This window comes from Klebsiella sp. 4_1_44FAA (assembly GCF_000238715.1).
In the GTDB taxonomy this organism is placed as follows: domain Bacteria; phylum Pseudomonadota; class Gammaproteobacteria; order Enterobacterales; family Enterobacteriaceae; genus Klebsiella; species Klebsiella pneumoniae.
Genome location: NZ_JH414805.1, coordinates 179,610 through 199,574, shown reverse-complemented (window position 1 = coordinate 199,574; position 19,965 = coordinate 179,610). Strand labels below are relative to the sequence as shown.

The window sequence follows — 19,965 nt, the reverse complement described above, 5'->3', positions numbered from 1 at the left end:
CTGAGTTCCCGGGCGGCAGCGGCAACGCCGATGCGCTCCGCAAGCTTCAGGGCTTCGCTGCGGAATTCAGGCGAATGCTGTTTACGTGGTTTCTTACTTACGGTTGCTGATTTAGTCATGTGAGATACCTCTGTCTGGGAGTTTACTCACTTAGTCGCGTGTCCACTATTCGCGGGTAGGATCATCCGCCCGCACCGGCACAGACATACCTTCGAACTTTTACTGCCGCTGAAAGGCCGATTTGTAGTGCTGAATTTTGATGACCACGGCGTGGTCACCAACCGGGTGGTGCTGGGTGAAACCTGTACGGCGCTGGAAATGGAGGCTGGCACCTGGCATACGGTGCTCTCGCTCGACGCAGGCGGCATGGTATTTGAAGTCAAACAAGGCGCTTATCAACCGCTTGCCGAAATGGACACTATGGCCTGGGCGCCTGCTGAAGGCCAGCCAGGCACTGCCGAAATGATGGCCTGGTATGCCATCGCGCAACCGGGTGACCGCTTCCTGTCTATGCCGCAATAACTACAGGTAGGTTCGACAGGCGCCGCAGGCGTCTGTTTGATACTTCCTGCCGACCACAAAGTTTGCCAAATTGACCGTCCCTTTTTTCGTGCTCCGCTCATACTCACCTTAAATATTGCTGCTAAACAGGAAGAAACGCTTATATTCAGCAAACTATTTTTCTCTACGAATAAGAGATGATAAGATAACGGGAAAGAGTAAATATCGGCAGCAAAAACAATAAAAACAGCCAATTTATCGATATATTATTCTCAATGTGAATGGATTTTGTTAATCAGGTAAAGGAAGTCAGCAGAAAAAATAAATCATTGTTATTGATGCTTTTGCTCACCATGGCGATTTATTTTTTCATCGACATACAATTCTTATGAATATTACAGAACGGAATATCTGGAAGCTAAATAATTTACCGCCAATGGAGTATTGCTCTCTGGCGCGGGCGCAAAAATTATTAAACTGCGAACTGGAAGACATTCTTCACTGGCATGATATTGGCGCAATCAATCTATGTCTTAAGCTTAACCCAACGCCGGGAATATTAAAAATCGCCGTCCTCTCCCATCAGGAAAAAGAGGTAACCAGCGCGTTTAATCCATTTACCTCAGTCGAGGCAGGAGAAACAGTCTGGTCGCATCACTCCCATATCCGCAGCATTCTGCGGCTTGAAGGCGATATTCCGACGATGGAAACCCTGCGCGGAAATACGGTAACCCAGTTCAACGTAAAGGTATTTGCTTCAGGGCTCTGGCATCCACACTGTCGGAACCTAATGGCGCTGCTGGAGGCGCCAGATGATATTCTTTACGAAAACCGCCTCAGCATGATGCTGCCGGATAAACCATTTGTTTATTGTCATTTCATTCCAGAGGAAGACGAACGCCCCTCGATATCATTGAACCGCATCTATATCACCAGCCAGGCCATTGAGAAAATATACGCCCACAGTATTAGCGCCCGGCCTATGGACGTGACGAAAAATCCGCTACTGGATCAAACCCGTTACATCCAGCAGGAATTAACCGTCCTGCCGCAAAGTGAGGTATTGCTGGAATTTATCCATTATCTTATTCAGTCCCATACTGTATTTAATGAGAAGTTGCAGAGTATGGCTGAGCCAGACAAGACTCAGCTCTTTCATCACGTGCTGGAAAGGCTTAAGGAAGAAGGCATGCTTATAGAGAATGCCCAGCCCGATGAAGGCGATATCGGCAGCGAAGCCAGCCGTGAGTCGCAGTTCGCCGGCGAGTAACGTAGTCCTTCAGGCAAGGGACTGGCGGTTTTCCTGCTCAATCGTTATCGCGTTCTCTCGGGCCAGGGTGATGAATTCGCGCGCTGCGGCGCTCTGCCAGGCGCCCTGCCGCTGCAATAAACAGGCCGTGCGCTGCAGCAGCGCAGGTCTTAGCTCAATCGCCACCACATCATCAAACTGCCCGGCGATCGCCGCCGGCAGCAGCGTTGCTAACGTTGTGCTTCGAATAACCGACAGAACGGCCCCGATGGAGTTGGCCTCCATCCGCACGTCTGGTTCGAGCCGATGAAGGCGGCAATAACGATCAATCTGCTCGCGGGTAGCAAACTCGCTGCTCAGTAAAATTAGCGGCTGGGCGTCGAGAGCCTGCAGTTGCAAGTCGCGCTCTCCTGCCAGCGGATGCGCACGGCTCACCACCAGCGCAAGCGTTTCCGTCAGCAGCGGCTGAACCACAATTTCCTGTGACCGGCAATCGTCAAAGGCAATCCCCACATCCAGTTCATCCTCCAGCAGCATCGCCTCCATCCGCTCCTGGTTCATCTCCTGGATAAGCACTTTTACTCCAGGGTAGCGTCGGTAGTACGCCTCCATCAGCGGGCCCAGCATATAGGTAGTGAAAGTTGGCGTCATAGCAATGCGGAGTTTACCGTGCTGGAGATCTTCTGCGTCATGCAAGGCGCGCCGACCTTCCTCAAGCTCGCGTAACGCGCGACGGGCATACTCCAGCCAGATCTCACCGGCATCGGTCAGGCGAATACGTCGGCCAGAGCGGTCGAAAAGCTGAACCTCCAGCATCGCTTCCAGCTGGCGTATCTGCTGTGACAGCGCAGGCTGGGAGACATGCAGCGCCGCGGCGGCGCGGGAAAAGCCACAATGTTCAGCCACAGCGATAAAGTAGGAAAGTTGGCGCAGAAGCATCGGCCCACCTATAAGAAATTCCAATAGGCATTATCATAAATAAGTCTTTTAACTTATGAAACAAGAGACGTACCCTCTTCGCACGACCCTCAACATATTTCACCTTTAACATCGTTTTATGCAGGAGTGACTATGTCCGCTCACGATCGTTATCTTCAGCGCGCATTAGTGCTGGCAAAACAAAACATTGCTGACGGTGGGCGCCCCTTCGGCGCCGTGCTGGTGCGGAATGATGAGATTGTCGCTGAAAGCGTCAATACCTTTCATCTGAGCGGTGACCCAACGGCGCATGCCGAACTGAACGCCGTTCGCGATCTTGCCGCCAGACTGGGAAGCGCGGTGTTGCGTGAATGCGTCATCTATGCCAGCGGACAACCTTGCCCTATGTGCCTGAGCGCGCTCTATTTAACCGGCGTGCGGGAAGTGTTTTTCGCCAATAGCAATCAGGACGGGGAGCCTTTTCAGCTCTCGACCGCCGCGATTTATCAGCAGCTGCAGCAGACGCTGGCCCAGCAAACGCTGCCGATCCATCATCGCCCGCAGCCGGAGGGAACTGAACTTTATCAGCGCTGGGCGGAACGGCAGTCATGACACCAGCGCTGCGACAGAACCTGACGCTGGCAGTCCTGGTACTGACTGGGATCAATATGCGGCCGCTGCTTACCTCCATTGGTCCTTTGCTGCCGGACATCCGCGCAGCCAGCGGCATGAGCTATACCCTGGCCGCACTCCTGACCGCGCTGCCGGTGATCGCGATGGGGGTGCTGGCGCTGGCCGCTGGCTGGGTCGATCGCTATATCGGTCAAAAGCGCAGTATTGCGCTGAGCCTGCTGATTATCGCGGCAGGCGCCCTGCTGCGGGAAATCGCTCCGAATAGTGGCTTACTACTCACCAGCGCTCTGGCCGGAGGAATTGGCATCGGCATTATTCAGGCCGCCATCCCGGCGGTAATTAAGCACCTCTTTCCCCGACGGACGCCGCTGGTGATGGGACTATGGTCAGCGGCGCTGATGGGCGGCGGCGGGTTAGGCGCCGCGTTCACCCCATGGCTGGCGTCACATAGCGCGGCCTGGCATGATGCGCTAGCCTGGTGGGCGCTCCCTGCGCTCCTGGCTCTGCTCAGCTGGCTGGCGATTTGTCGGCATTTGCCTGGCGCACCGCATCAGACCAGCGCTTCCCCCCGGGTCGCGATTATTGGCCAGCGCCGCGCCTGGACGCTGGGACTCTATTTCGGACTGATCAATGCCGGTTACGCCAGCCTGATCGCCTGGCTGCCTCCTTACTACATCCAGCTAGGCGACAGCGCCCAGTACAGCGGTTCGCTGCTGGCGCTGCTGACCGTCGGGCAAACCGCCGGCGCGCTGCTGCTCCCGGCGCTGGCTCGCCAGGAGGATCGGCGCCAGCTTCTTCTGCTAGCGCTGGCGCTACAGCTGATTGGCTTCTGCGGCTTTATCTGGCTGCCAGAGCATTTCTCTGCGCTCTGGGCCATTGCCTGCGGCGTGGGGTTGGGCGGCGCGTTTCCTCTGTGCCTGGTGCTGGCGCTGGATCACGCCGGACAACCGGCGGTGGCCGGCAGGCTGGTAGCCTTTATGCAGGGGATCGGATTTATCATCGCCGGTCTGTCGCCCTGGCTTTCCGGCCTGCTGCGTAGCCTGAGCGGGAACTACACGCTTGACTGGTCCTGGCATGCGATCTGCGTCCTGCTACTCATGGCGCTGACGCTGCGCTTTATCCCGGCACACTACCCGGCCGAGTGGCGACAGCGCGCCTCAGACCTGCCCTGAACCGACGGCGGCGCGTGGCAAAGATAATGCCGCGCGCTCTCGTTGGCCTTCTCCGCCCGCCCCATCGCTAAAACCCGTTTCCTTCGCGTCGCTGGCGCTAAATTTATTACCCTGTGAAATTAATGTGTCGCCGAATCACGACACTCGTAAGTAACTAAAAATTAATAAAAAAATGCCTCTTGTTTCCCTGATTTTTTAGGCGTACATTAGCGCCATCTGGAGCACTAAACGCACAGAATTACGGGCTGCTGCAGGGTGAAGTTACACTGGCGACAGCCCTTGAAAAACAGAACAATTAATTCATTTGAACGTCGCACAAGCGCGTGGAGTGATGAGTCGTGAAATACTTCTTTATGGGCCTCTCTTTTATGGTCATCGTTTGGGCCGGTACTTTTGCCCTGATGATCTAGACTGCAGCGGTGTCAAAAAAAAACGGGAGCCTTCATGCTCCCGTTTTTATTTTGCCGTGCTGCCCGCAGCGCTAGCTCGCGGAGGCCAGCAGACCATCCGCGCGGAACATCGCCTTGATACCGCGGATCGCCTGGCGCGTACGGTCCCGGTTCTCGATCAGCGCGAAGCGGACGTGGGTATCACCATAGTCGCCAAAGCCAATCCCCGGCGAGACGCAAACCTTCGCTTCATTAAGCAGCTTTTTCGCAAACTCCAGCGACCCCATGGCGGCGTAAGGTTCCGGTATTTTCGCCCACACGTACATAGACGCTTTCGGACACTCCACCATCCAGCCGGCCTCATGAAGCCCTTTGACCAGCACATCGCGACGGCGCTTATACTGTTCGGCAATATCGCGCACGCACTGCTGATCGCCCTCCAGCGCAGCTATCGCCGCCACCTGCAGCGGAGTAAAAGTCCCGTAGTCATGATAGCTTTTGATACGAGCGAGGGCATTCACCAAAGTCTTATTACCCACCATAAAGCCAATGCGCCAGCCGGCCATGTTATAGCTTTTCGACAGGGTAAAGAACTCGACGGCGACATCCCGCGCGCCGGGCACCTGCATGATGGAGGGCGCTTTCCAGCCGTCATACACGATATCGGCATAGGCCAGATCGTGGACGACCAGAATGTCATACTGCTTCGCCAGAGCGACAACCTTTTCAAAGAAATCCAGTTCGACGCACTGCGCGGTCGGATTTGAGGGAAAGCCAAGGATCATCATCTTCGGCTTCGGATAGCTCTCGCGGATGGCGCGTTCCAGCTCGTTAAAGAAATCCACCCCTTCCACCAGCGGCACTGAGCGCACCTGCGCCCCGGCGATTACCGCGCCATAGATATGAATCGGATAGCTGGGGTTCGGCACCAGTACGGTGTCGCCATGATCCAGCGTCGCCAGCATCAGGTGCGCCAGCCCCTCTTTCGAACCAATGGTGACGATCGCTTCCGATTCCGGATCGATATCGACGTTATAGCGTTCTTCATACCAGCGTGAAATGGCGCGACGCAGGCGCGGGATCCCCCGCGAGGTAGAGTAACCATGGGTGTCAGGCCGTTGAGCAACGGTGCAGAGTTTTTCCACGATATGCGGCGGCGTCGCGCCATCGGGATTACCCATACTGAAATCGATAATATCTTCGCCGCGCCGACGCGCAGCCATTTTCAGTTCAGCAGTAATGTTAAAAACGTACGGAGGGAGACGATCGATACGCGTAAAACGGCGTTCAGGACTGGATTCAGCCATAGGTTCCTCTAATTAACGTTAGCGCCCGGACCGTCCGAGCGACGCTGCCGCTGTTGCGGCTCGTTTAGAAAATAACCTGAAAAAATTCATGTTGTCGAGAGGCCCGTTAAAAAATATTCCCTGGCATATAAAACGGGTATCGACTGCGCTAAATGCGGCAGTTCATTGGCGGAATAATCCCGGGTTGTATAAAAGTGGTAACACACTGATATCTTTCTTAACACAGAATATTATCGTTAATGGCGAAGACCGCCGCTATCGCGATGCTTTTTAATTAATCCCCTTTAAAAAGTGCGACTTTTCCGCTTTATGGTTCCACGGCTGGTCTTCTGCCGTCAGGTTTTTTATCATGTCCCTTTCTGGCCACTGACGCGGCGCACCCATGCACGAAATCTTTACTATGATGCTGGCGGTCTATGATCGTGCGGCCCTGATGCTTATTTGCCTCTTTTTCCTTATTCGCCTGCGCCTGTTCCGCGAACTGTTGCATAAGTCGGCCCATACTCCGAAAGAGCTGCTGGCGGTGACAGCCATTTTCTCGCTGTTCGCGCTATTTAGTACCTGGTCCGGCGTCCCGGTTGAGGGGTCCCTGGTGAACGTGCGCATTATCGCCGTGATGTCCGGTGGGATCCTGTTTGGTCCCTGGGTGGGCGCGATTGTCGGGGCGATTGCCGGCGTGCACCGCTATTTGATTGATATCGACGGCGTGACCGCGGTGCCCTGCTTTATCACCAGCATTGTCGCCGGCCTGCTGTCGGGGTTGATTAATCGTAAAGTGGCCCGCGAACAACGGTGGAAAATCGGCATTCTGGCGGGGATGATGTGTGAAACTCTGACCATGATCCTGGTGGTGGTCTGGGCGCCTTCCCTGAGTCTCGGCGTAGATATTGTTTCGAAAATTGGTATCCCGATGATCCTCGGCAGCGTCTGCATCGGCTTTATCGTGCTGCTGGTGCAGAGCGTTGAAGGGGAAAAGGAGGCCAGCGCGGCGCGGCAGGCGAAACTGGCGCTCGATATCGCCAACAAAACCCTGCCGCTGTTTCGACACGTTAACAGCGATTCTCTGCGCCAGGTTTGCGAGATTATCCGCCGCGACATTACCGCCGACGCGGTGGCGATCACCAATACCGAGCACGTGCTGGCCTACGTGGGCGTCGGTGAAGCCAACTATCAACGCCACGACGATATGATTAGCCCCACCACCCGGCAGGCGATTCGTTATGGGAAAATCATCATAAAAAACAATGACGAAGCCCACCGTACCCCGGAGATCCACTCCTTGATGGTGATCCCGCTGTGGGAAAAAGGGGTGGTGACCGGCACGCTAAAAATCTATTACTGCCACGCCCATCGCATCACTTCGACGCTGCAGGAGATGGCGATTGGCCTGTCGCAAATAATCTCCACCCAGCTGGAAGTCTCCCGCGCCGAACAGCTGCGGGAGATGGCCAACAAAGCGGAGCTGCGCGCCCTGCAAAGCAAAATTAACCCGCATTTTTTATTTAATGCGCTGAACGCGATCTCCTCCTCGATTCGCCTTAATCCGGACACCGCGCGCCAGCTCATTTTTAATTTGTCGCGCTACCTGCGCTATAACATCGAATTAAAAGACGATGAGCAGATTGATATCAAACGAGAGCTGTATCAGATCAAAGATTATATCGCTATTGAACAGGCGCGATTCGGCGACAAGCTGACGGTCATCTACGATATTGACGACGACGTCAGCTGCGTGATCCCGAGCCTGCTTATCCAGCCGCTGGTGGAAAATGCCATTGTTCACGGTATTCAACCCTGTAAAGGCAAAGGCGTGGTGACGATCGGCATTAACGAGTGCGGCAATCGGGTACGCATCAGCGTTCGCGATACGGGCAACGGTATCGATCCCGCCGTGGTCGCCCGCGTGGAAGCCGATGAGATGCCGGGTAACAAAATCGGCCTGCTCAATGTGCATCATCGGGTGAAACTTCTCTACGGCGAGGGTTTGCATATCCGCAATCTGACGCCGGGAACCGAAATCGCCTTTTATGTCCCCAATAACTCTACGCCGCAGGCGCTGACGGAGTCGCTGTTGTCATGAGCGGAGAAAAGATGAAAGTTATCATTGTGGAGGATGAGTTTCTGGCCCAGCAGGAGCTCTCCTGGCTTATTAACACCCATAGCCAGATGGAGATCGTCGGCAGCTTTGACGACGGCCTGGACGTGCTGAAATTTCTCCAGCACAACAAGGTCGACGCCATCTTTCTCGATATCAATATTCCGTCGCTCGACGGGGTTCTGCTGGCGCAAAACATCAGCCAGTTTGCCCATAAACCTTTTATCGTCTTTATCACCGCGTGGAAAGAACATGCGGTGGAATCCTTTGAGCTGGAAGCCTTTGACTACATCCTGAAACCTTACCAGGAGTCGCGCATCATCAATATGCTGCAAAAGCTGACCACCGCCTGGCAGCAGCAAAATAACGCTGCTTCAGGATTAGCCAGCGCAGCGCCACGGGAAAACGACACCATCAATCTGATCAAAGATGAGCGGATCATCGTCACCAGTATTCATGATATTTATTATGCCGAGGCACATGAAAAGATGACATTCGTCTATACCCGCCGGGAGTCATTCGTCATGCCGATGAACATTACTGAATTCTGCAGCAAACTGCCCACCGCGCATTTCTTCCGCTGCCACCGCTCGTATTGCGTAAATCTCAGCAAAATTCGGGAAATTGAGCCGTGGTTCAACAACACCTATGTGCTGCGCCTGCGTGACCTGGAGTTTCAGGTTCCGGTCAGTCGCAGTAAAGTGAAAGAGTTTCGCCAGCTGATGAATCTGTAGAGAGCGGAAAGCACCGCCATCCGGGCTACGACGGTAGCCCGGGAGAAGAATGCTTAAAGCACCTGGCCCAGCGTCTGACGCAGATGCGCGCCGGAGCCCAGCAGGCCTGGGTTATCATGCACAATCAGGTAAACCGGGATATCCTGAACATAAGCTTTAAAACGGCCTTTGTCTTCAAAACCGCCGCGGAAACCAGAGGCTTTAAAGAACTCCAGGAAGCGCGGCACGATGCCGCCGGCGATATACACCCCGCCAAACGTCCCGAGGGTCAGCGCCAGGTTACCGCCGAAGCGTCCCATAATGACGCAGAACAGCGACAGCGCCCGACGACAGTCGGTGCAGCTGTCCGCCAGCGCTCGCTCGGTCACCTCACGCGGCTGCAGGTTCTCCGGCAGTCGGCCGTCCGATTTGACAATCGCGCGATACAGGTTGACCAGCCCGGGACCTGAGAGCACGCGTTCTGCGGAAACATGCCCCAGCTCGGCGCGTAGCTCTTCCAGAATGATCCCTTCTTCTTCGCTGTTCGGGGCAAAATCAACATGACCGCCTTCGCCCGGCAGGCTGACCCAACGCTTATCAACGTGGACCAGATGCGCCACGCCGAGCCCGGTCCCGGCGCCATAAACGGCGATCGGTTTGCCCGCTACCGGCGCACTGCCGCCAAACTGAATAAGGTGCTCAGCTTTCAGCATCGGAATGGCCATTGAAACAGCGGTAAAATCGTTAATTATCTCCAGATGGGCAAAGCCGAGGTTGCGCTTCATTTCGGCGATAGAGAAAGCCCAGGTATGGTTGGTCATCGCCACCCAGTCGCCGGTAATCGGGCATGCGATGGCAATACAACCTTCGTTGACCGTTACCTGGTGCTCCTCGAGGTAGACGCGCACCACTGCCTCCAGACTGGGGTAATCGAGCCCGGAATAGGTCTTTGCACGAGAGATCTCTCCACTCGCCAGATCACATAGCGCCAGGCGGGCGTTGGTCCCCCCGACATCTCCTACTAAAGCAAATTTTGTCATTCCGTTACGGCTCCGCTAAAGTCAAAATAAATCTTTTGGCACACTGTAAATTCATGGCGGCTTAACAACAACGTCCAACGCGCAGACGCCCCTTGTTTAGCGACACAGGTCACATTTAGTTTGTAATCTATGCAAGGTAGCCTGTAAAGGACGCGCCGGATATCAGATGTCATCTTAACTTTATCGTTTCAGCACCATTTGCATCGACGGTCTCCGCTGACGAAGGCAAAGTAGTGCTCCAGCACTTTTACAAGGACATTTCCATGCTCCATCCTCGCGCCAGAACAATGCTGATCCTGTCGGTGCCGGCCATCCTGATAGGTATCGCCTGCAGCCTGATCCTGATCGTGGCGATGAAGGTTGCCGCGCTGCTGCAGCGCGTGCTGTGGAGCAATCTGCCCGCGCAGTTGGGGGTGAGCGCCGACAGCCCGCTGTGGATCATCGCCATGCTGACGGCGACAGGCATCGCGGTGGGTCTGGTCATTCGTTACAGCCCCGGGCACGCCGGGCCGGATCCAGCGACCGAGTCGTTAATCGGCGCTCCCATTGCCACCGGCGCGCTGCCCGGACTCCTGGCCGCACTGATCCTCGGCCTCGCCGGCGGCGTCAGCCTCGGCCCGGAGCATCCGATTATGGTGGTGAATATCGCGCTGGCTGTCGCCGTCGGCTCCCGTCTGTTTCCGCGCGTCAGCTCGCTGGACTGGACCATCCTCGCGGCCTCAGGCACCATCGGCGCCCTCTTCGGTACCCCGGTTGCCGCCGCGCTGATTTTTTCGCAAACCCTCAATAGCAGCAACGATACGCCACTGTGGGATCGCCTCTTTGCTCCCCTCCTCGCCGCCGCCGGCGCGTTGACGACGGGTCTGTTTTTCCATCCCCATTTTTCGCTGCCGATCCCGCACTATGGTCAGATGCGCTTCGTTGATATTCTCAGCGGCATTATCGTCGCCCTGATCGCTATCGCCGTCGGCATGGTGGCCGTCTGGTGTCTGCCGCGACTGCATGCCCTGATGCATCGGTTGAAAAATCCAATCCTGACCCTCGGCATCGGCGGGCTGCTGCTGGGGATCGTGGGGACGATAGGCGGGCCCTTAACGCTATTTAAAGGGCTGGATGAGATGCAGCAGCTGGCCTTCAGCCAGACGCTAACCGCCGCGGATTTTCTGCTTATCGCGCTGGTCAAACTGGCGGCCCTGGTTCTTGCCTCAGCCAGCGGCTTTCGCGGCGGGCGAATTTTCCCGGCGGTGTTCGTCGGGGTAGCGCTGGGGCTGATGCTGCATGCTCATGTTGACGCGGTGCCGGCGGCAATCACCGTTTCCTGCGCGATCCTCGGCATGGTGCTGGTCGTCACTCGCGACGGCTGGTTGAGCCTGTTTATGGCCGCCGTGGTGGTCCCGGATACGACTTTGCTGCCGCTGTTGTGTATGGTGATGCTCCCGGCCTGGCTGCTGCTGGCCGGGAGACCGTTGATGATTGCCAAACGGCATACCGATTAAACGCGGCTGTTTCGCTCCTCAAGGGCCTGCGTCACCGCGCGCAGGAAATCGGGGATATCCATTTTCGGCAGCATCACTTCTACCAGAGTGAGGGTATCGGAGGTGATGCTCTCCGTCATCGCCTCCCGCAGTTCAGACGTCTGAGTGACCCGTCGGCAGCGCGAAGCAACGTCAGGGGCGAAGGCTTCCGGCAGCCGCTGCCAGTCCCACAGAGCGATGTCATTGTAGCGCTGCTCTGGACCATGAATCGCCCGTTCCACGGTATACCCTTCGTTATTCAGCAGCAGAATAAGCGGCTTTTGCTTATCACGCAGCATGGAGCCCATCTCCTGAATGGTCAGTTGGGCCGCGCCATCGCCGACAATTAGCACCACCCGCCGCTCCGCCGCCGCGGTTTGTGCGCCATAGGCGGCCGGGAGAGTAAAACCAATCGAGCCCCACAGCGGCTGGACGATCAGCGATGCTTCAGAGGGCAGCTTCAGCGCCGCAATGCCAAAGGCGGCCGTCCCCTGATCGGCGAGAATAATATCCCCCGGACGCAGGGCGCCCTGCACCGTCGCCCAGAAATTTTTCTGGGTCAACTCGCCTTCAGCGCCCTCCTCAGCCTCCGGCGCCACGATCTGAGGTGTAGCCCACTCCGCCGCCAGCGGGGCGGAAAGCGTCATCAGCGCGGCCAAAGCCTTATCCATCGGCACCCCGCTGAACCAGTGATCGCCCACCCTGACGGCGAAGGGCTGGATCTCAATAGTCTTTTCCCGCGCCAGATGTTGGGTAAATCCTGCGGTGATGGTGTCGGTGAAGCGCGTGCCAATGCAGATGATGGTGTCGGCGTTTTCAATCGCCTCCCGGGTCTGCGGCGCGCTGGCAATCCCGCTGTAGGTGCCGACAAACCCGCTCTGCTGCTCATCAAACAATCCCTTACCCATGAGCATCGTCGCATGGGCGACAGGCGTTTTCGCCACCCACTCCCGGAGCGTCTTCTGCAGGCCATAACGTTGCGCCAGGAAGTCCGCCAGCAGGGAAATGCGTCGGCTGCCCCGCAGCAGGCGGCTGGCATGTTCGCAGAACCCGGCAAGCTGGTTTTCATCCGCCGGAGCGGGCTCCACCAGCAAGCGCTGGGCTGGGGCAATCGCTGCCGCTCTGGCGACATCGGCTGGCAGCATCAAATAGCCGGGGCGATGATGCGTCAACATATCGCGCAGCACACGGTCGATTTCATGGCAGGCGTTGCCGGCGGTCAGCAGCGCCTGGCTACAGGTGATCTGCTCGCTCATGCGGGCGAAATGGCGAAAATCGCCATCGCCGAGGGTATGGTGCAGCAGTTCGCCGCGCTGCTGGGCGCCGGTAGAGGGCGCACCGACGATATGCAATACCGGAATATGTTCCGCATAGCTACCCGCAATGCCGTTCAGCGCGCTCAATTCGCCGACGCCGTAAGTGGTCAGCAGCGCACCGGCCCCTTTGATGCGCGCATAGCCGTCAGCGGCATATGCCGCATTCAGCTCGTTGGCGCAGCCGACCCACCCCAAGGCGCTGTGCGCGATGACGCGATCGAGAAACTGTAAGTTGTAATCTCCCGGCACGCCGAACAAGCGGTCAATACCGCAGTCGACAAGGCGATCCAGCAGATAATCCCCAATAGTGTAGGTCGGTTGCATATCCATTATCCTCATTTTGGTGCAGGTGTAATTTGAGTATTGAATAAGCGATCCGCCTGTCCAGATGGGAGGTGATAATGGCAGTGTAAAGCAATAATTACGCAGAAAAAGCAGTGTACTCCACGCAGAACATTGTTTAGTGTAAACGTATACACACCCTGTTTTGTCGGCGGAGGAAGAATGGTTTACCAGGCAAGCACCACGCGATATCAAACGATGGAGTACCGTCGCTGCGGCCGCAGCGGTCTGCAACTACCGGCCATTTCCCTTGGCCTGTGGCATAACTTTGGCGATGAAACGCGAGTGGAAACCAGCCGGCAGATGCTCCTGCACGCTTTTGACCTCGGTATAACCCATTTCGATTTGGCCAACAACTATGGGCCGCCGCCGGGCTCGGCGGAAAGCAACTTTGGCCGCATTCTGAAAGAGTCGCTCCTGCCTTATCGCGATGAGTTAATCATCTCCACTAAAGCAGGCTACACGATGTGGGACGGCCCTTACGGCGACTGGGGATCGCGAAAATATCTGGTAGCCAGTCTTAACCAGAGCCTTAAACGCATGGGATTGGAATACGTCGATATTTTTTACCATCACCGGCCTGATCCACAGACGCCGCTGATGGAAACGATGCGTGCGCTCGATCATCTGGTTCGTCAGGGTAAAGCACTATATGTCGGGATCTCCAACTATCCTCTGGCCCAGGCGCGGGAGGCGGTGAAGATCCTTAACGACCTCGGCACCCCCTGCATCATTCACCAGCCTCGCTACTCGATGTTCGAACGCGGCGTGGAAGAAGGATTGCTGGATTTTCTGCAGACGGAAGGGATTGGAAGCATAGCGTTTTCACCGCTGGCCGGTGGGCAACTTACCGACCGCTATCTCAACGGCATTCCGGCCGACTCGCGCGCCGCCAGCAGCAGTCGTTTTCTGCAGCCGGAGCAACTGACTCCAGCCCGATTAGAAAAAATTCGTCAGCTTAACAGGCAGGCGGAAGCGCGTGGGCAGAAGCTGTCGCAGATGGCGCTGGCCTGGGTGTTGCGTGAAGAGAAAGTCACCTCGGTGCTGATCGGCGCCAGCAAAACCGCGCAACTGGATGATGCCGTCGGCATGCTGCAGAATCGCCATTTCACCACCGAGGAGTGCGCGGCCATTGACGCCATCCTTGCGCTGTAAAGCAAATGTTACTTTAGCAAAAAGTGCTCTTTCCTGCGCTTTCGGAGTTCGTCCGATGCGGCGGGTCTTTACCGGCCCGTAATATCAGGTTAACAGGCCGCTTACGGCCCCGATCGTGAAGGAGAAGAGTATGTTCAGGTCACTGATTCTGGCAGCAGTACTGCTGGCCGCAGGGCCACTGGTCGCTAACGCTGGTGAAATCACCCTGCTGCCGTCGGTAAAATTACAAATAGGCGATCGTGACAATTACGGTAACTACTGGGACGGTGGCAGCTGGCGCGACCGTGATTACTGGCGTCGTCACTATGAATGGCGTGATAACCGTTGGCATCGTCATGACAACGGCTGGCACAAAGGCTGGTACAAAGGCAGAGATAAAGCCTGGGAGCGCGGCTATCGTGCTGGCTGGAACGACCGCGATGACCACCGCGGCGGCTGGGGACGCGGCCCGGGTGGGCGCGGTCACGGTCATGGACATGGCCATCACTAACAAACGAAAAGGGGAGCCCATCGGCTCCCCTTTACTTTATTCAGCATCAGGAATCAATTAATCCACCCCGAGCAGCGACCCCACTATTAACCAGCCGTTCAGGCTCACCACAATAGCGACTATCGCCCAGCCGATGCCTCTCACCCAACGGGTATTCACCAGGTCCCCCATCAGCTTCGCATTGCTGGTAAATATCAGCAGCGGCACCAGGGCAAGCGCAATGCCAAAGCTGAGCAACACCTGACTCATTACCAGGATGCGCGTAGGATCCAGCCCCAGCAGAATGACGACAAACGACGGCAGCATGGTGATCGCCCGGCGAAACCACAGCGGAATATGAAAGCGGATAAATCCCTGCATAACGACCTGACCTGCCAGAGTGCCCACCACGGTCGACGATAAACCGGCGGCAATCAGGCTGAGGCCAAAGATGGTCGCCGCCGCGTGGCTCAGCAGCGGCTCCAGCGTCATGTAGGCCTGATCGAGATCGGCGACGCCGGTATGGCCATTAAAGTGGAATGCCGCCGCAGCGGTCGCCATCATCGCCAGATTGACGAACCCGGCAATGGTCATGGCGATCGCCACATCCCAGCGGGTCGCGTTATAGCGTTCTTTTCGCGTTCCGCCATGCAGATGCTGGGTAAGCGAGGAATGTAAGTAGATAACGTGCGGCATAATGGTCGCCCCCAGTACCCCGGCGGCTAAGAATACCGCCTCCCCGTTGGGCAGCGTGGGGATCACCAGCCCTTTCGTCAGAGGAGCCAGCGCGGGCTGGGAAAAGATCAACTCCACGACATAGGCCACGGCGACAAACAGCAACAATCCACCGATCACCTTCTCCAGTGGTTTTTGCCCGCGCCGCTGCAGCATCAGGATCAGAAAAGTCGCCACCCCGGTCAGCACCGCCCCCTGCAGAAGCGACACGCCGAGTACCAGCTTAAAGCCAATTGCGGCGCCGATAAATTCAGCCAGATCGGTGGCCATGGCGATAATTTCCGCCTGTACCCAGTAAAACCAGACAACAGGACGCGGGTAATGGTCGCGGATCTGCTCGGCCAGGTTTTTGCCGGTGGCAATGCCCAGTTTGGCAGAAAGCACCTGGATCAGCATCGCCATCAGGTTAGCCCACACCACGACCCACAGCAGCTGGTAGCCAAAGCTGGCGCCGGCCTGAATGTTAGTGGCGAAATTACCCGGATCGATATAGCCAATGGCAGCGACGAAAGCCGGGCCCATTAAGGCGAGCTTCACCTTGCGCGCGGCGCGACTACTGCTATTCTCAACGCGACTGCTAGTCATCTTCTGCCTCTGGAAATATAGCCTTTGCTATGTTTCATGCTATCAAAATGCGAATGATTATCAAGTTCATTTAGAATGGAGATAATGATTGCTGTGATAGAAGGGAACAATAGCTGGCCGGAAATGAAATACGGGCGTCAGAAAACGAGATCCAGCCCGCTATTAAGAGTAGTACAAGAATGCAACTTTTAAAACCTTTACGTAACATAACAAAAGTGGATGTTGGATCACTATTTTTGCCATTGGTCACAGTTCCTTGCAATAGTGTGCAATTGATCTCGTTTTCTTTAAAGCCGTTGCATAGAATGTGCACGGAAATTTAACCTGCCTCATATTTGGAGCAACTATGGACCGCGTCTTGCATTTTGTCCTCGCGATCGTTGTGGTGGCTATACTGGCCCTGTTGGTCAGCCATGACCGCCAAAAGATCCGTATTCGTTATGTTGTTCAACTGCTTGTCATTGAAGTCCTGCTGGCCTGGTTCTTCCTCAACTCCGATATTGGTCTGGGTTTTGTGAAAGGATTTTCCGAGATGTTTGAAAAACTCCTCGGGTTTGCCAACGAAGGGACAAACTTCGTGTTCGGCGGCATGAACGATAAAGGCCTGGCCTTCTTCTTCCTCAAAGTTTTGTGCCCTATCGTCTTCATTTCGGCTTTGATCGGCATTTTGCAGCATATTCGTATCCTGCCGATTGTCATTCGCGCGATCGGTACCGTCCTGTCGAAAGTTAACGGCATGGGCAAGCTGGAGTCCTTCAACGCCGTGAGCTCGTTGATCCTCGGCCAGTCGGAAAACTTTATCGCGTATAAAGATATTCTCGGCAAAATGTCGCGCAACCGCATGTACACCATGGCGGCGACGGCGATGTCCACCGTGTCCATGTCCATCGTAGGCGCTTACATGACCATGCTGCAGCCAAAGTATGTCGTTGCGGCGCTGGTGCTCAACATGTTCAGCACCTTTATCGTTCTGTCATTAATTAACCCTTACCGCGTGGAAGAGAGCGAAGAAAATCTGCAGATGTCGAATCTGCACGAAGGTCAGAGCTTCTTCGAGATGCTGGGCGAGTATATTCTGGCAGGTTTTAAAGTCGCGATTATCGTGGCGGCGATGTTGATCGGCTTCATCGCGCTGATCTCGGCGCTGAATGCCCTGTTCGCCACCGTGACCGGTTGGTTCGGCTATAGCATTTCCTTCCAGGGTATCCTCGGCTATATCTTCTACCCGGTCGCCTGGGTGATGGGTGTGCCGGCAAGCGAAGCGCTGCAGGTGGGCAGTATTATGGCTACCAAACTGGTCTCCAATGAATTCGTCGCCATGATGGATCTGCAGAAAATTGCCTCGACGCTCTCCCCGCGCGCGGAAGGCATTATCTCTATCTTCCTGGTCTCCTTCGCCAACTTCTCATCTATCGGCATTATTGCCGGGGCGATCAAAGGTCTGAACGAAGAACAGGGCAACGTAGTTTCTCGCTTCGGTCTGAAGCTGGTGTACGGCTCCACGCTGGTTAGCGTGCTGTCCGCCTCGATTGCGGCGCTGGTTCTGTAACAGACGTCAGTCATCTGAGCCGGGCAATGCCCGGCTTTTTTTTGCCCGTCATTCACCCAGCGGCTGTGGTTTACCGATCAGATAACCCTGCAGATAATTCACGCCCAGCTCCAGCAAGCGCGCTTTTTGCGGTTCGCTTTCGACATATTCCGCCACCACGCTCATCTGTTTCGCCCGCGCCATCTCGACAATCGATTTCACCATGATGGCGTCCAGCGGGTCCGTGAGGATGTCGCGGACGAAGCAGCCGTCAATCTTAATGATATCGGCCTGTAGATGTTTCAGACGTTCATAGTTCGCATAGCCGGTGCCAAAGTCATCAATAGCGATGGCGCAGCCAAACGCGCGCAACGCTTCAAGATTTTGCCGACTGGTGTCCGCATTAGAGAAGGCCTGCTCTTCGGTCACCTCAATAGTTATAAGTTCTGGCGAGACGCTATAGCGTTGAAACAGCGCGATAATCTGCCCTGCGCTGTTCTTTTGCATCAGAGTTGCAGGCAGCAGGTTGACCGAGAAGCGCTGGCCGGGATGCTTATGGAGCATACTGAACAAGGTCTCCAGCACCAGCATGTCAAAACGTTGGCTGAGGTTAAACTGCACAATCAGCGGAATGAATCGGTCGGGCATAATGACGCTATCGCCACAGCGCATGCGCGTGAGGATCTCATGATAACCCTCCCCCTCCGGATTCTGAATCGGTTGCGCATAGAGCATCAGCGCGCGATCTTTGAGCACTTGCTTGACGCGCATAAGGAGGCGCACCTGCTCGGTAGTTTGATCCACCACCAGATCCTGCTCCTCGTCCAGCGCCAGCACCCGACGTTCACTGCCCGCCTGTTCGGAAAGCCAGCTTAGCTGGCCCAGCATCTGGTAAAGTCCCTCACCCTGACCGTCATCGCGGCCCCAGGCCGCGCCAAACTCCAAATCCAGCGGCTGATTGTGCCAGCTGAACTTTTTGTGGTTGAGGACCGCGACCATATGGTTCAAGCGGGACGACGGCTCCGGTCCATCAAGCACGAGGATCAGTTCGCTGCCCGGTACCTGGAAGACTTTATCCGCCGCTCCCAGCAGCGGTTGCAGCGCCCGAATAATCTGCCGTTTACAGTCCACCCCCATCATCAGACCATAATGCCGACTGAGAAAGTCGAGATTATCAATACGCAGGCTGCAGATAGCCTGCTGAGGACAGCTCTGTAAATGGCTCTCCAGCGCGCGCAGGTTAGGCAAGCCGGTCAGCGGATCCTCTTCCGCCTGGCTACGCCAGCGGCGTTTGTTGCGGTCGCTGCGGGCATAGATGTCGGCCATATAAAACAAACAGATAGTAAAGGAGATCAGAACCGACAGCACAAAGGAGAGTGAATACTCGCTTTGCACCCCCTGGAGAAAGTTTTTGTTATATACCACCAGCAAAAAGGCCGAGACAGACCATGAAATACGCAATAGCGCATGGCCTATTCGACTGATACCGATAAAGTAGACAATAAAAATAACCGGAACTAAATAACCGGCAATAAATTCAGACTGATACGGCGCACACAATAGCGTTAATATCACCGCCAACGCGATAAACCAATATAGGGTAAAGGAGCGATATTGCGGTGCCAGCCACGGTAAACATTCCTGCTGCCAGAAACGTCGGGCGTAGCGCGGACTGATAATCATCCGCATTGGATAATAAAGAAACGTCGTAAAAATTAATGCCGCACTGATTAAACTTTGGATATCTATTACAGTATAAATCAACGGCATACTACCAAAGTAACTGGTAATAGCTAATGGAAACGCAAAATATTGTCCGGCGAGATACATGGTGATTTTCAGGAGCACCGGCGCGAAGAAGCCGCCCCAGAAGATCCGCGCCCCCATATGTTTTGCCGTTGGACCGCAGCGCCAGCGCTTCCCCACCAACAGTCGCAGAATAGCGCAGGAGACAAACACGGCGAACAGTTGACAAAAAAGTAAGATAAACGCCTGCGGCAGCGTTAATTTAATGAGAAAACTATTGGTGATGGCAAACGCGAGAATTAATGGCGCAATCGCATAGCGGCCAAAGATAAAAATAACAGAAAACATCACGCTGATTGGCAGCCAGGCAATATAAATAAGGTTGCCGTCAATTATCGTTTGCGGTGAAATAAAACGAGCCAGCGGAATAGCGACTAAACAAATGATAAAGGCCAATAGAGTTTTTTTGATATTAATGTTAATTTTGTCAAGCATTATTGTTAATTAAAGCTCCAGAAACCTCATCACGTTTAATGGGGGAAATGTTATGTTGCTTAT

At 55.3% G+C, this 19,965-nt stretch carries 18 protein-coding genes and 2 pseudogenes; 12 read left to right on the top strand and 8 right to left on the bottom strand.

The annotated features are described in order from the left end of the window. A pseudogene (locus HMPREF1024_RS29265) lies at positions 1-119 on the bottom strand (IS3 family transposase); the annotation flags it as partial. A gap of 64 nt (positions 120-183) precedes the next feature. Here HMPREF1024_RS29265 and HMPREF1024_RS04355 point away from each other — a divergent pair. Together HMPREF1024_RS04355 and HMPREF1024_RS04360 are read left to right on the top strand one after the other, a co-directional pair. Continuing rightward, positions 184-522: pseudogene (locus HMPREF1024_RS04355) on the top strand (WbuC family cupin fold metalloprotein); the annotation flags it as partial. Positions 523-889: 367 nt separating this feature from the next. Further along, positions 890-1,771, top strand: a complete 882-nt coding sequence (locus HMPREF1024_RS04360; RefSeq protein ID WP_009309554.1) for a hypothetical protein — start codon at positions 890-892, stop codon at positions 1,769-1,771. Positions 1,772-1,780: 9 nt separating this feature from the next. On the opposite strand, the gene cynR is transcribed toward HMPREF1024_RS04360, so the two are convergent. Next, positions 1,781-2,689, bottom strand: coding sequence for a transcriptional regulator CynR (cynR, locus tag HMPREF1024_RS04365; protein WP_002913369.1), 909 nt, complete (start codon positions 2,687-2,689; stop codon positions 1,781-1,783). A 132-nt stretch (positions 2,690-2,821) separates the two neighbouring features. Between cynR and HMPREF1024_RS04370 the strand changes: the two genes are divergently transcribed. The 3 genes from HMPREF1024_RS04370 to ypdK all read left to right on the top strand — a co-directional run bounded on the left by HMPREF1024_RS04370 (position 2,822) and on the right by ypdK (position 4,883). Next, a complete protein-coding gene (locus HMPREF1024_RS04370; protein WP_009309549.1) occupies positions 2,822-3,280 on the top strand; it encodes a nucleoside deaminase in 459 nt (152 codons plus the stop codon). Further along, positions 3,277-4,473 carry a cyanate transporter gene (locus tag HMPREF1024_RS04375; protein ID WP_009309548.1) on the top strand — a complete coding sequence of 399 codons (1,197 nt, stop codon included), beginning with the start codon at positions 3,277-3,279 and terminating at the stop codon, positions 4,471-4,473. Before HMPREF1024_RS04370 ends, HMPREF1024_RS04375 begins: the two co-directional genes overlap by 4 nt. Before the next feature lie 338 nt (positions 4,474-4,811). Then, the gene (gene ypdK / locus HMPREF1024_RS30815) at positions 4,812-4,883 is read left to right on the top strand and encodes a membrane protein YpdK (RefSeq protein ID WP_099119320.1); all 72 of its coding nucleotides are present in this window, start codon (positions 4,812-4,814) and stop codon (positions 4,881-4,883) included. A gap of 71 nt (positions 4,884-4,954) precedes the next feature. On the opposite strand, the gene alaC is transcribed toward ypdK, so the two are convergent. Beyond that, entirely contained in the window at positions 4,955-6,169 is a 1,215-nt protein-coding gene (alaC, locus tag HMPREF1024_RS04380; RefSeq protein ID WP_002913372.1) for an alanine transaminase, read from the bottom strand. A gap of 88 nt (positions 6,170-6,257) precedes the next feature. Here alaC and HMPREF1024_RS0127410 point away from each other — a divergent pair, with 88 nt between their 5' ends. Continuing rightward, entirely contained in the window at positions 6,258-6,443 is a 186-nt protein-coding gene (locus HMPREF1024_RS0127410) for a phytanoyl-CoA dioxygenase (RefSeq protein ID WP_004188912.1), read from the top strand. On the opposite strand, the gene HMPREF1024_RS31450 is transcribed toward HMPREF1024_RS0127410, so the two are convergent. Next, on the bottom strand, positions 6,440-6,553 hold the full coding sequence (locus HMPREF1024_RS31450) for a hypothetical protein (RefSeq protein WP_004153200.1): 114 nt from the start codon (positions 6,551-6,553) through the stop codon (positions 6,440-6,442). The genes HMPREF1024_RS0127410 and HMPREF1024_RS31450 overlap by 4 nt on opposite strands. Here HMPREF1024_RS31450 and HMPREF1024_RS04385 point away from each other — a divergent pair. Together HMPREF1024_RS04385 and HMPREF1024_RS04390 are read left to right on the top strand one after the other, a co-directional pair. Then, positions 6,552-8,249, top strand: a complete 1,698-nt coding sequence (locus HMPREF1024_RS04385; RefSeq protein ID WP_004149230.1) for a sensor histidine kinase — start codon at positions 6,552-6,554, stop codon at positions 8,247-8,249. The two genes, HMPREF1024_RS31450 and HMPREF1024_RS04385, sit on opposite strands and share 2 nt — an antisense overlap. A gap of 11 nt (positions 8,250-8,260) precedes the next feature. Continuing rightward, the gene (locus HMPREF1024_RS04390) at positions 8,261-8,998 is read left to right on the top strand and encodes a LytTR family DNA-binding domain-containing protein (protein WP_009309547.1); all 738 of its coding nucleotides are present in this window, start codon (positions 8,261-8,263) and stop codon (positions 8,996-8,998) included. Positions 8,999-9,051: 53 nt separating this feature from the next. On the opposite strand, the gene glk is transcribed toward HMPREF1024_RS04390, so the two are convergent. Further along, entirely contained in the window at positions 9,052-10,017 is a 966-nt protein-coding gene (gene glk / locus HMPREF1024_RS04395) for a glucokinase (RefSeq protein ID WP_002913377.1), read from the bottom strand. Positions 10,018-10,280: 263 nt separating this feature from the next. Between glk and HMPREF1024_RS04400 the strand changes: the two genes are divergently transcribed. Further along, complete coding sequence (locus HMPREF1024_RS04400) at positions 10,281-11,513, top strand: ion channel protein (protein WP_009309546.1); 1,233 nt, start codon at positions 10,281-10,283, stop codon at positions 11,511-11,513. On the opposite strand, the gene HMPREF1024_RS04405 is transcribed toward HMPREF1024_RS04400, so the two are convergent. Next, the gene (locus HMPREF1024_RS04405) at positions 11,510-13,171 is read right to left on the bottom strand and encodes an alpha-keto acid decarboxylase family protein (RefSeq protein WP_009309545.1); all 1,662 of its coding nucleotides are present in this window, start codon (positions 13,169-13,171) and stop codon (positions 11,510-11,512) included. The two genes, HMPREF1024_RS04400 and HMPREF1024_RS04405, sit on opposite strands and share 4 nt — an antisense overlap. 180 nt (positions 13,172-13,351) lie before the next feature. On the opposite strand from HMPREF1024_RS04405, the gene mgrA reads away from it, so the two are divergent. Both mgrA and HMPREF1024_RS04415 read left to right on the top strand, forming a co-directional pair. Continuing rightward, positions 13,352-14,344, top strand: a complete 993-nt coding sequence (mgrA, locus tag HMPREF1024_RS04410) for an L-glyceraldehyde 3-phosphate reductase (RefSeq protein ID WP_004174934.1) — start codon at positions 13,352-13,354, stop codon at positions 14,342-14,344. Positions 14,345-14,474: 130 nt separating this feature from the next. Then, positions 14,475-14,834: a DUF2502 domain-containing protein gene (locus tag HMPREF1024_RS04415; protein ID WP_002913419.1), complete on the top strand. Its 360-nt coding sequence runs from the start codon at positions 14,475-14,477 to the stop codon at positions 14,832-14,834. 57 nt (positions 14,835-14,891) lie between these two features. On the opposite strand, the gene HMPREF1024_RS04420 is transcribed toward HMPREF1024_RS04415, so the two are convergent. After that, the gene (locus HMPREF1024_RS04420; protein ID WP_002913421.1) at positions 14,892-16,133 is read right to left on the bottom strand and encodes an Nramp family divalent metal transporter; all 1,242 of its coding nucleotides are present in this window, start codon (positions 16,131-16,133) and stop codon (positions 14,892-14,894) included. A 346-nt stretch (positions 16,134-16,479) separates the two neighbouring features. Here HMPREF1024_RS04420 and nupC point away from each other — a divergent pair, with 346 nt between their 5' ends. Continuing rightward, positions 16,480-17,682 carry a nucleoside permease NupC gene (gene nupC / locus HMPREF1024_RS04425; RefSeq protein ID WP_002913423.1) on the top strand — a complete coding sequence of 401 codons (1,203 nt, stop codon included), beginning with the start codon at positions 16,480-16,482 and terminating at the stop codon, positions 17,680-17,682. Between the two features lie 48 nt (positions 17,683-17,730). Here the strand turns inward: nupC and HMPREF1024_RS04430 are convergent, their stop codons facing one another. Further along, a complete protein-coding gene (locus HMPREF1024_RS04430) occupies positions 17,731-19,902 on the bottom strand; it encodes an EAL domain-containing protein (protein ID WP_004151096.1) in 2,172 nt (723 codons plus the stop codon). Between the last annotated feature and the right edge of the window lie 63 nt (positions 19,903-19,965).

Bases quoted from the DNA above. Each gene is read 5' to 3' on its own strand.
- HMPREF1024_RS04360 (WP_009309554.1), top strand. From the start codon at position 890: ATGAATATTACAGAACGGAATATCTGGAAGCTAAATAATTTACCGCCA.
- cynR (WP_002913369.1), bottom strand. From the start codon at position 2,689: ATGCTTCTGCGCCAACTTTCCTACTTTATCGCTGTGGCTGAACATTGT.
- HMPREF1024_RS04370 (WP_009309549.1), top strand. From the start codon at position 2,822: ATGTCCGCTCACGATCGTTATCTTCAGCGCGCATTAGTGCTGGCAAAA.
- HMPREF1024_RS04375 (WP_009309548.1), top strand. From the start codon at position 3,277: ATGACACCAGCGCTGCGACAGAACCTGACGCTGGCAGTCCTGGTACTG.
- alaC (WP_002913372.1), bottom strand. From the start codon at position 6,169: ATGGCTGAATCCAGTCCTGAACGCCGTTTTACGCGTATCGATCGTCTC.
- HMPREF1024_RS0127410 (WP_004188912.1), top strand. From the start codon at position 6,258: ATGTTGTCGAGAGGCCCGTTAAAAAATATTCCCTGGCATATAAAACGG.
- HMPREF1024_RS04385 (WP_004149230.1), top strand. From the start codon at position 6,552: ATGCACGAAATCTTTACTATGATGCTGGCGGTCTATGATCGTGCGGCC.
- HMPREF1024_RS31450 (WP_004153200.1), bottom strand. From the start codon at position 6,553: ATGGGTGCGCCGCGTCAGTGGCCAGAAAGGGACATGATAAAAAACCTG.
- HMPREF1024_RS04390 (WP_009309547.1), top strand. From the start codon at position 8,261: ATGAAAGTTATCATTGTGGAGGATGAGTTTCTGGCCCAGCAGGAGCTC.
- glk (WP_002913377.1), bottom strand. From the start codon at position 10,017: ATGACAAAATTTGCTTTAGTAGGAGATGTCGGGGGGACCAACGCCCGC.
- HMPREF1024_RS04400 (WP_009309546.1), top strand. From the start codon at position 10,281: ATGCTCCATCCTCGCGCCAGAACAATGCTGATCCTGTCGGTGCCGGCC.
- HMPREF1024_RS04405 (WP_009309545.1), bottom strand. From the start codon at position 13,171: ATGCAACCGACCTACACTATTGGGGATTATCTGCTGGATCGCCTTGTC.
- mgrA (WP_004174934.1), top strand. From the start codon at position 13,352: ATGGTTTACCAGGCAAGCACCACGCGATATCAAACGATGGAGTACCGT.
- HMPREF1024_RS04415 (WP_002913419.1), top strand. From the start codon at position 14,475: ATGTTCAGGTCACTGATTCTGGCAGCAGTACTGCTGGCCGCAGGGCCA.
- HMPREF1024_RS04420 (WP_002913421.1), bottom strand. From the start codon at position 16,133: ATGACTAGCAGTCGCGTTGAGAATAGCAGTAGTCGCGCCGCGCGCAAG.
- nupC (WP_002913423.1), top strand. From the start codon at position 16,480: ATGGACCGCGTCTTGCATTTTGTCCTCGCGATCGTTGTGGTGGCTATA.
- HMPREF1024_RS04430 (WP_004151096.1), bottom strand. From the start codon at position 19,902: ATGCTTGACAAAATTAACATTAATATCAAAAAAACTCTATTGGCCTTT.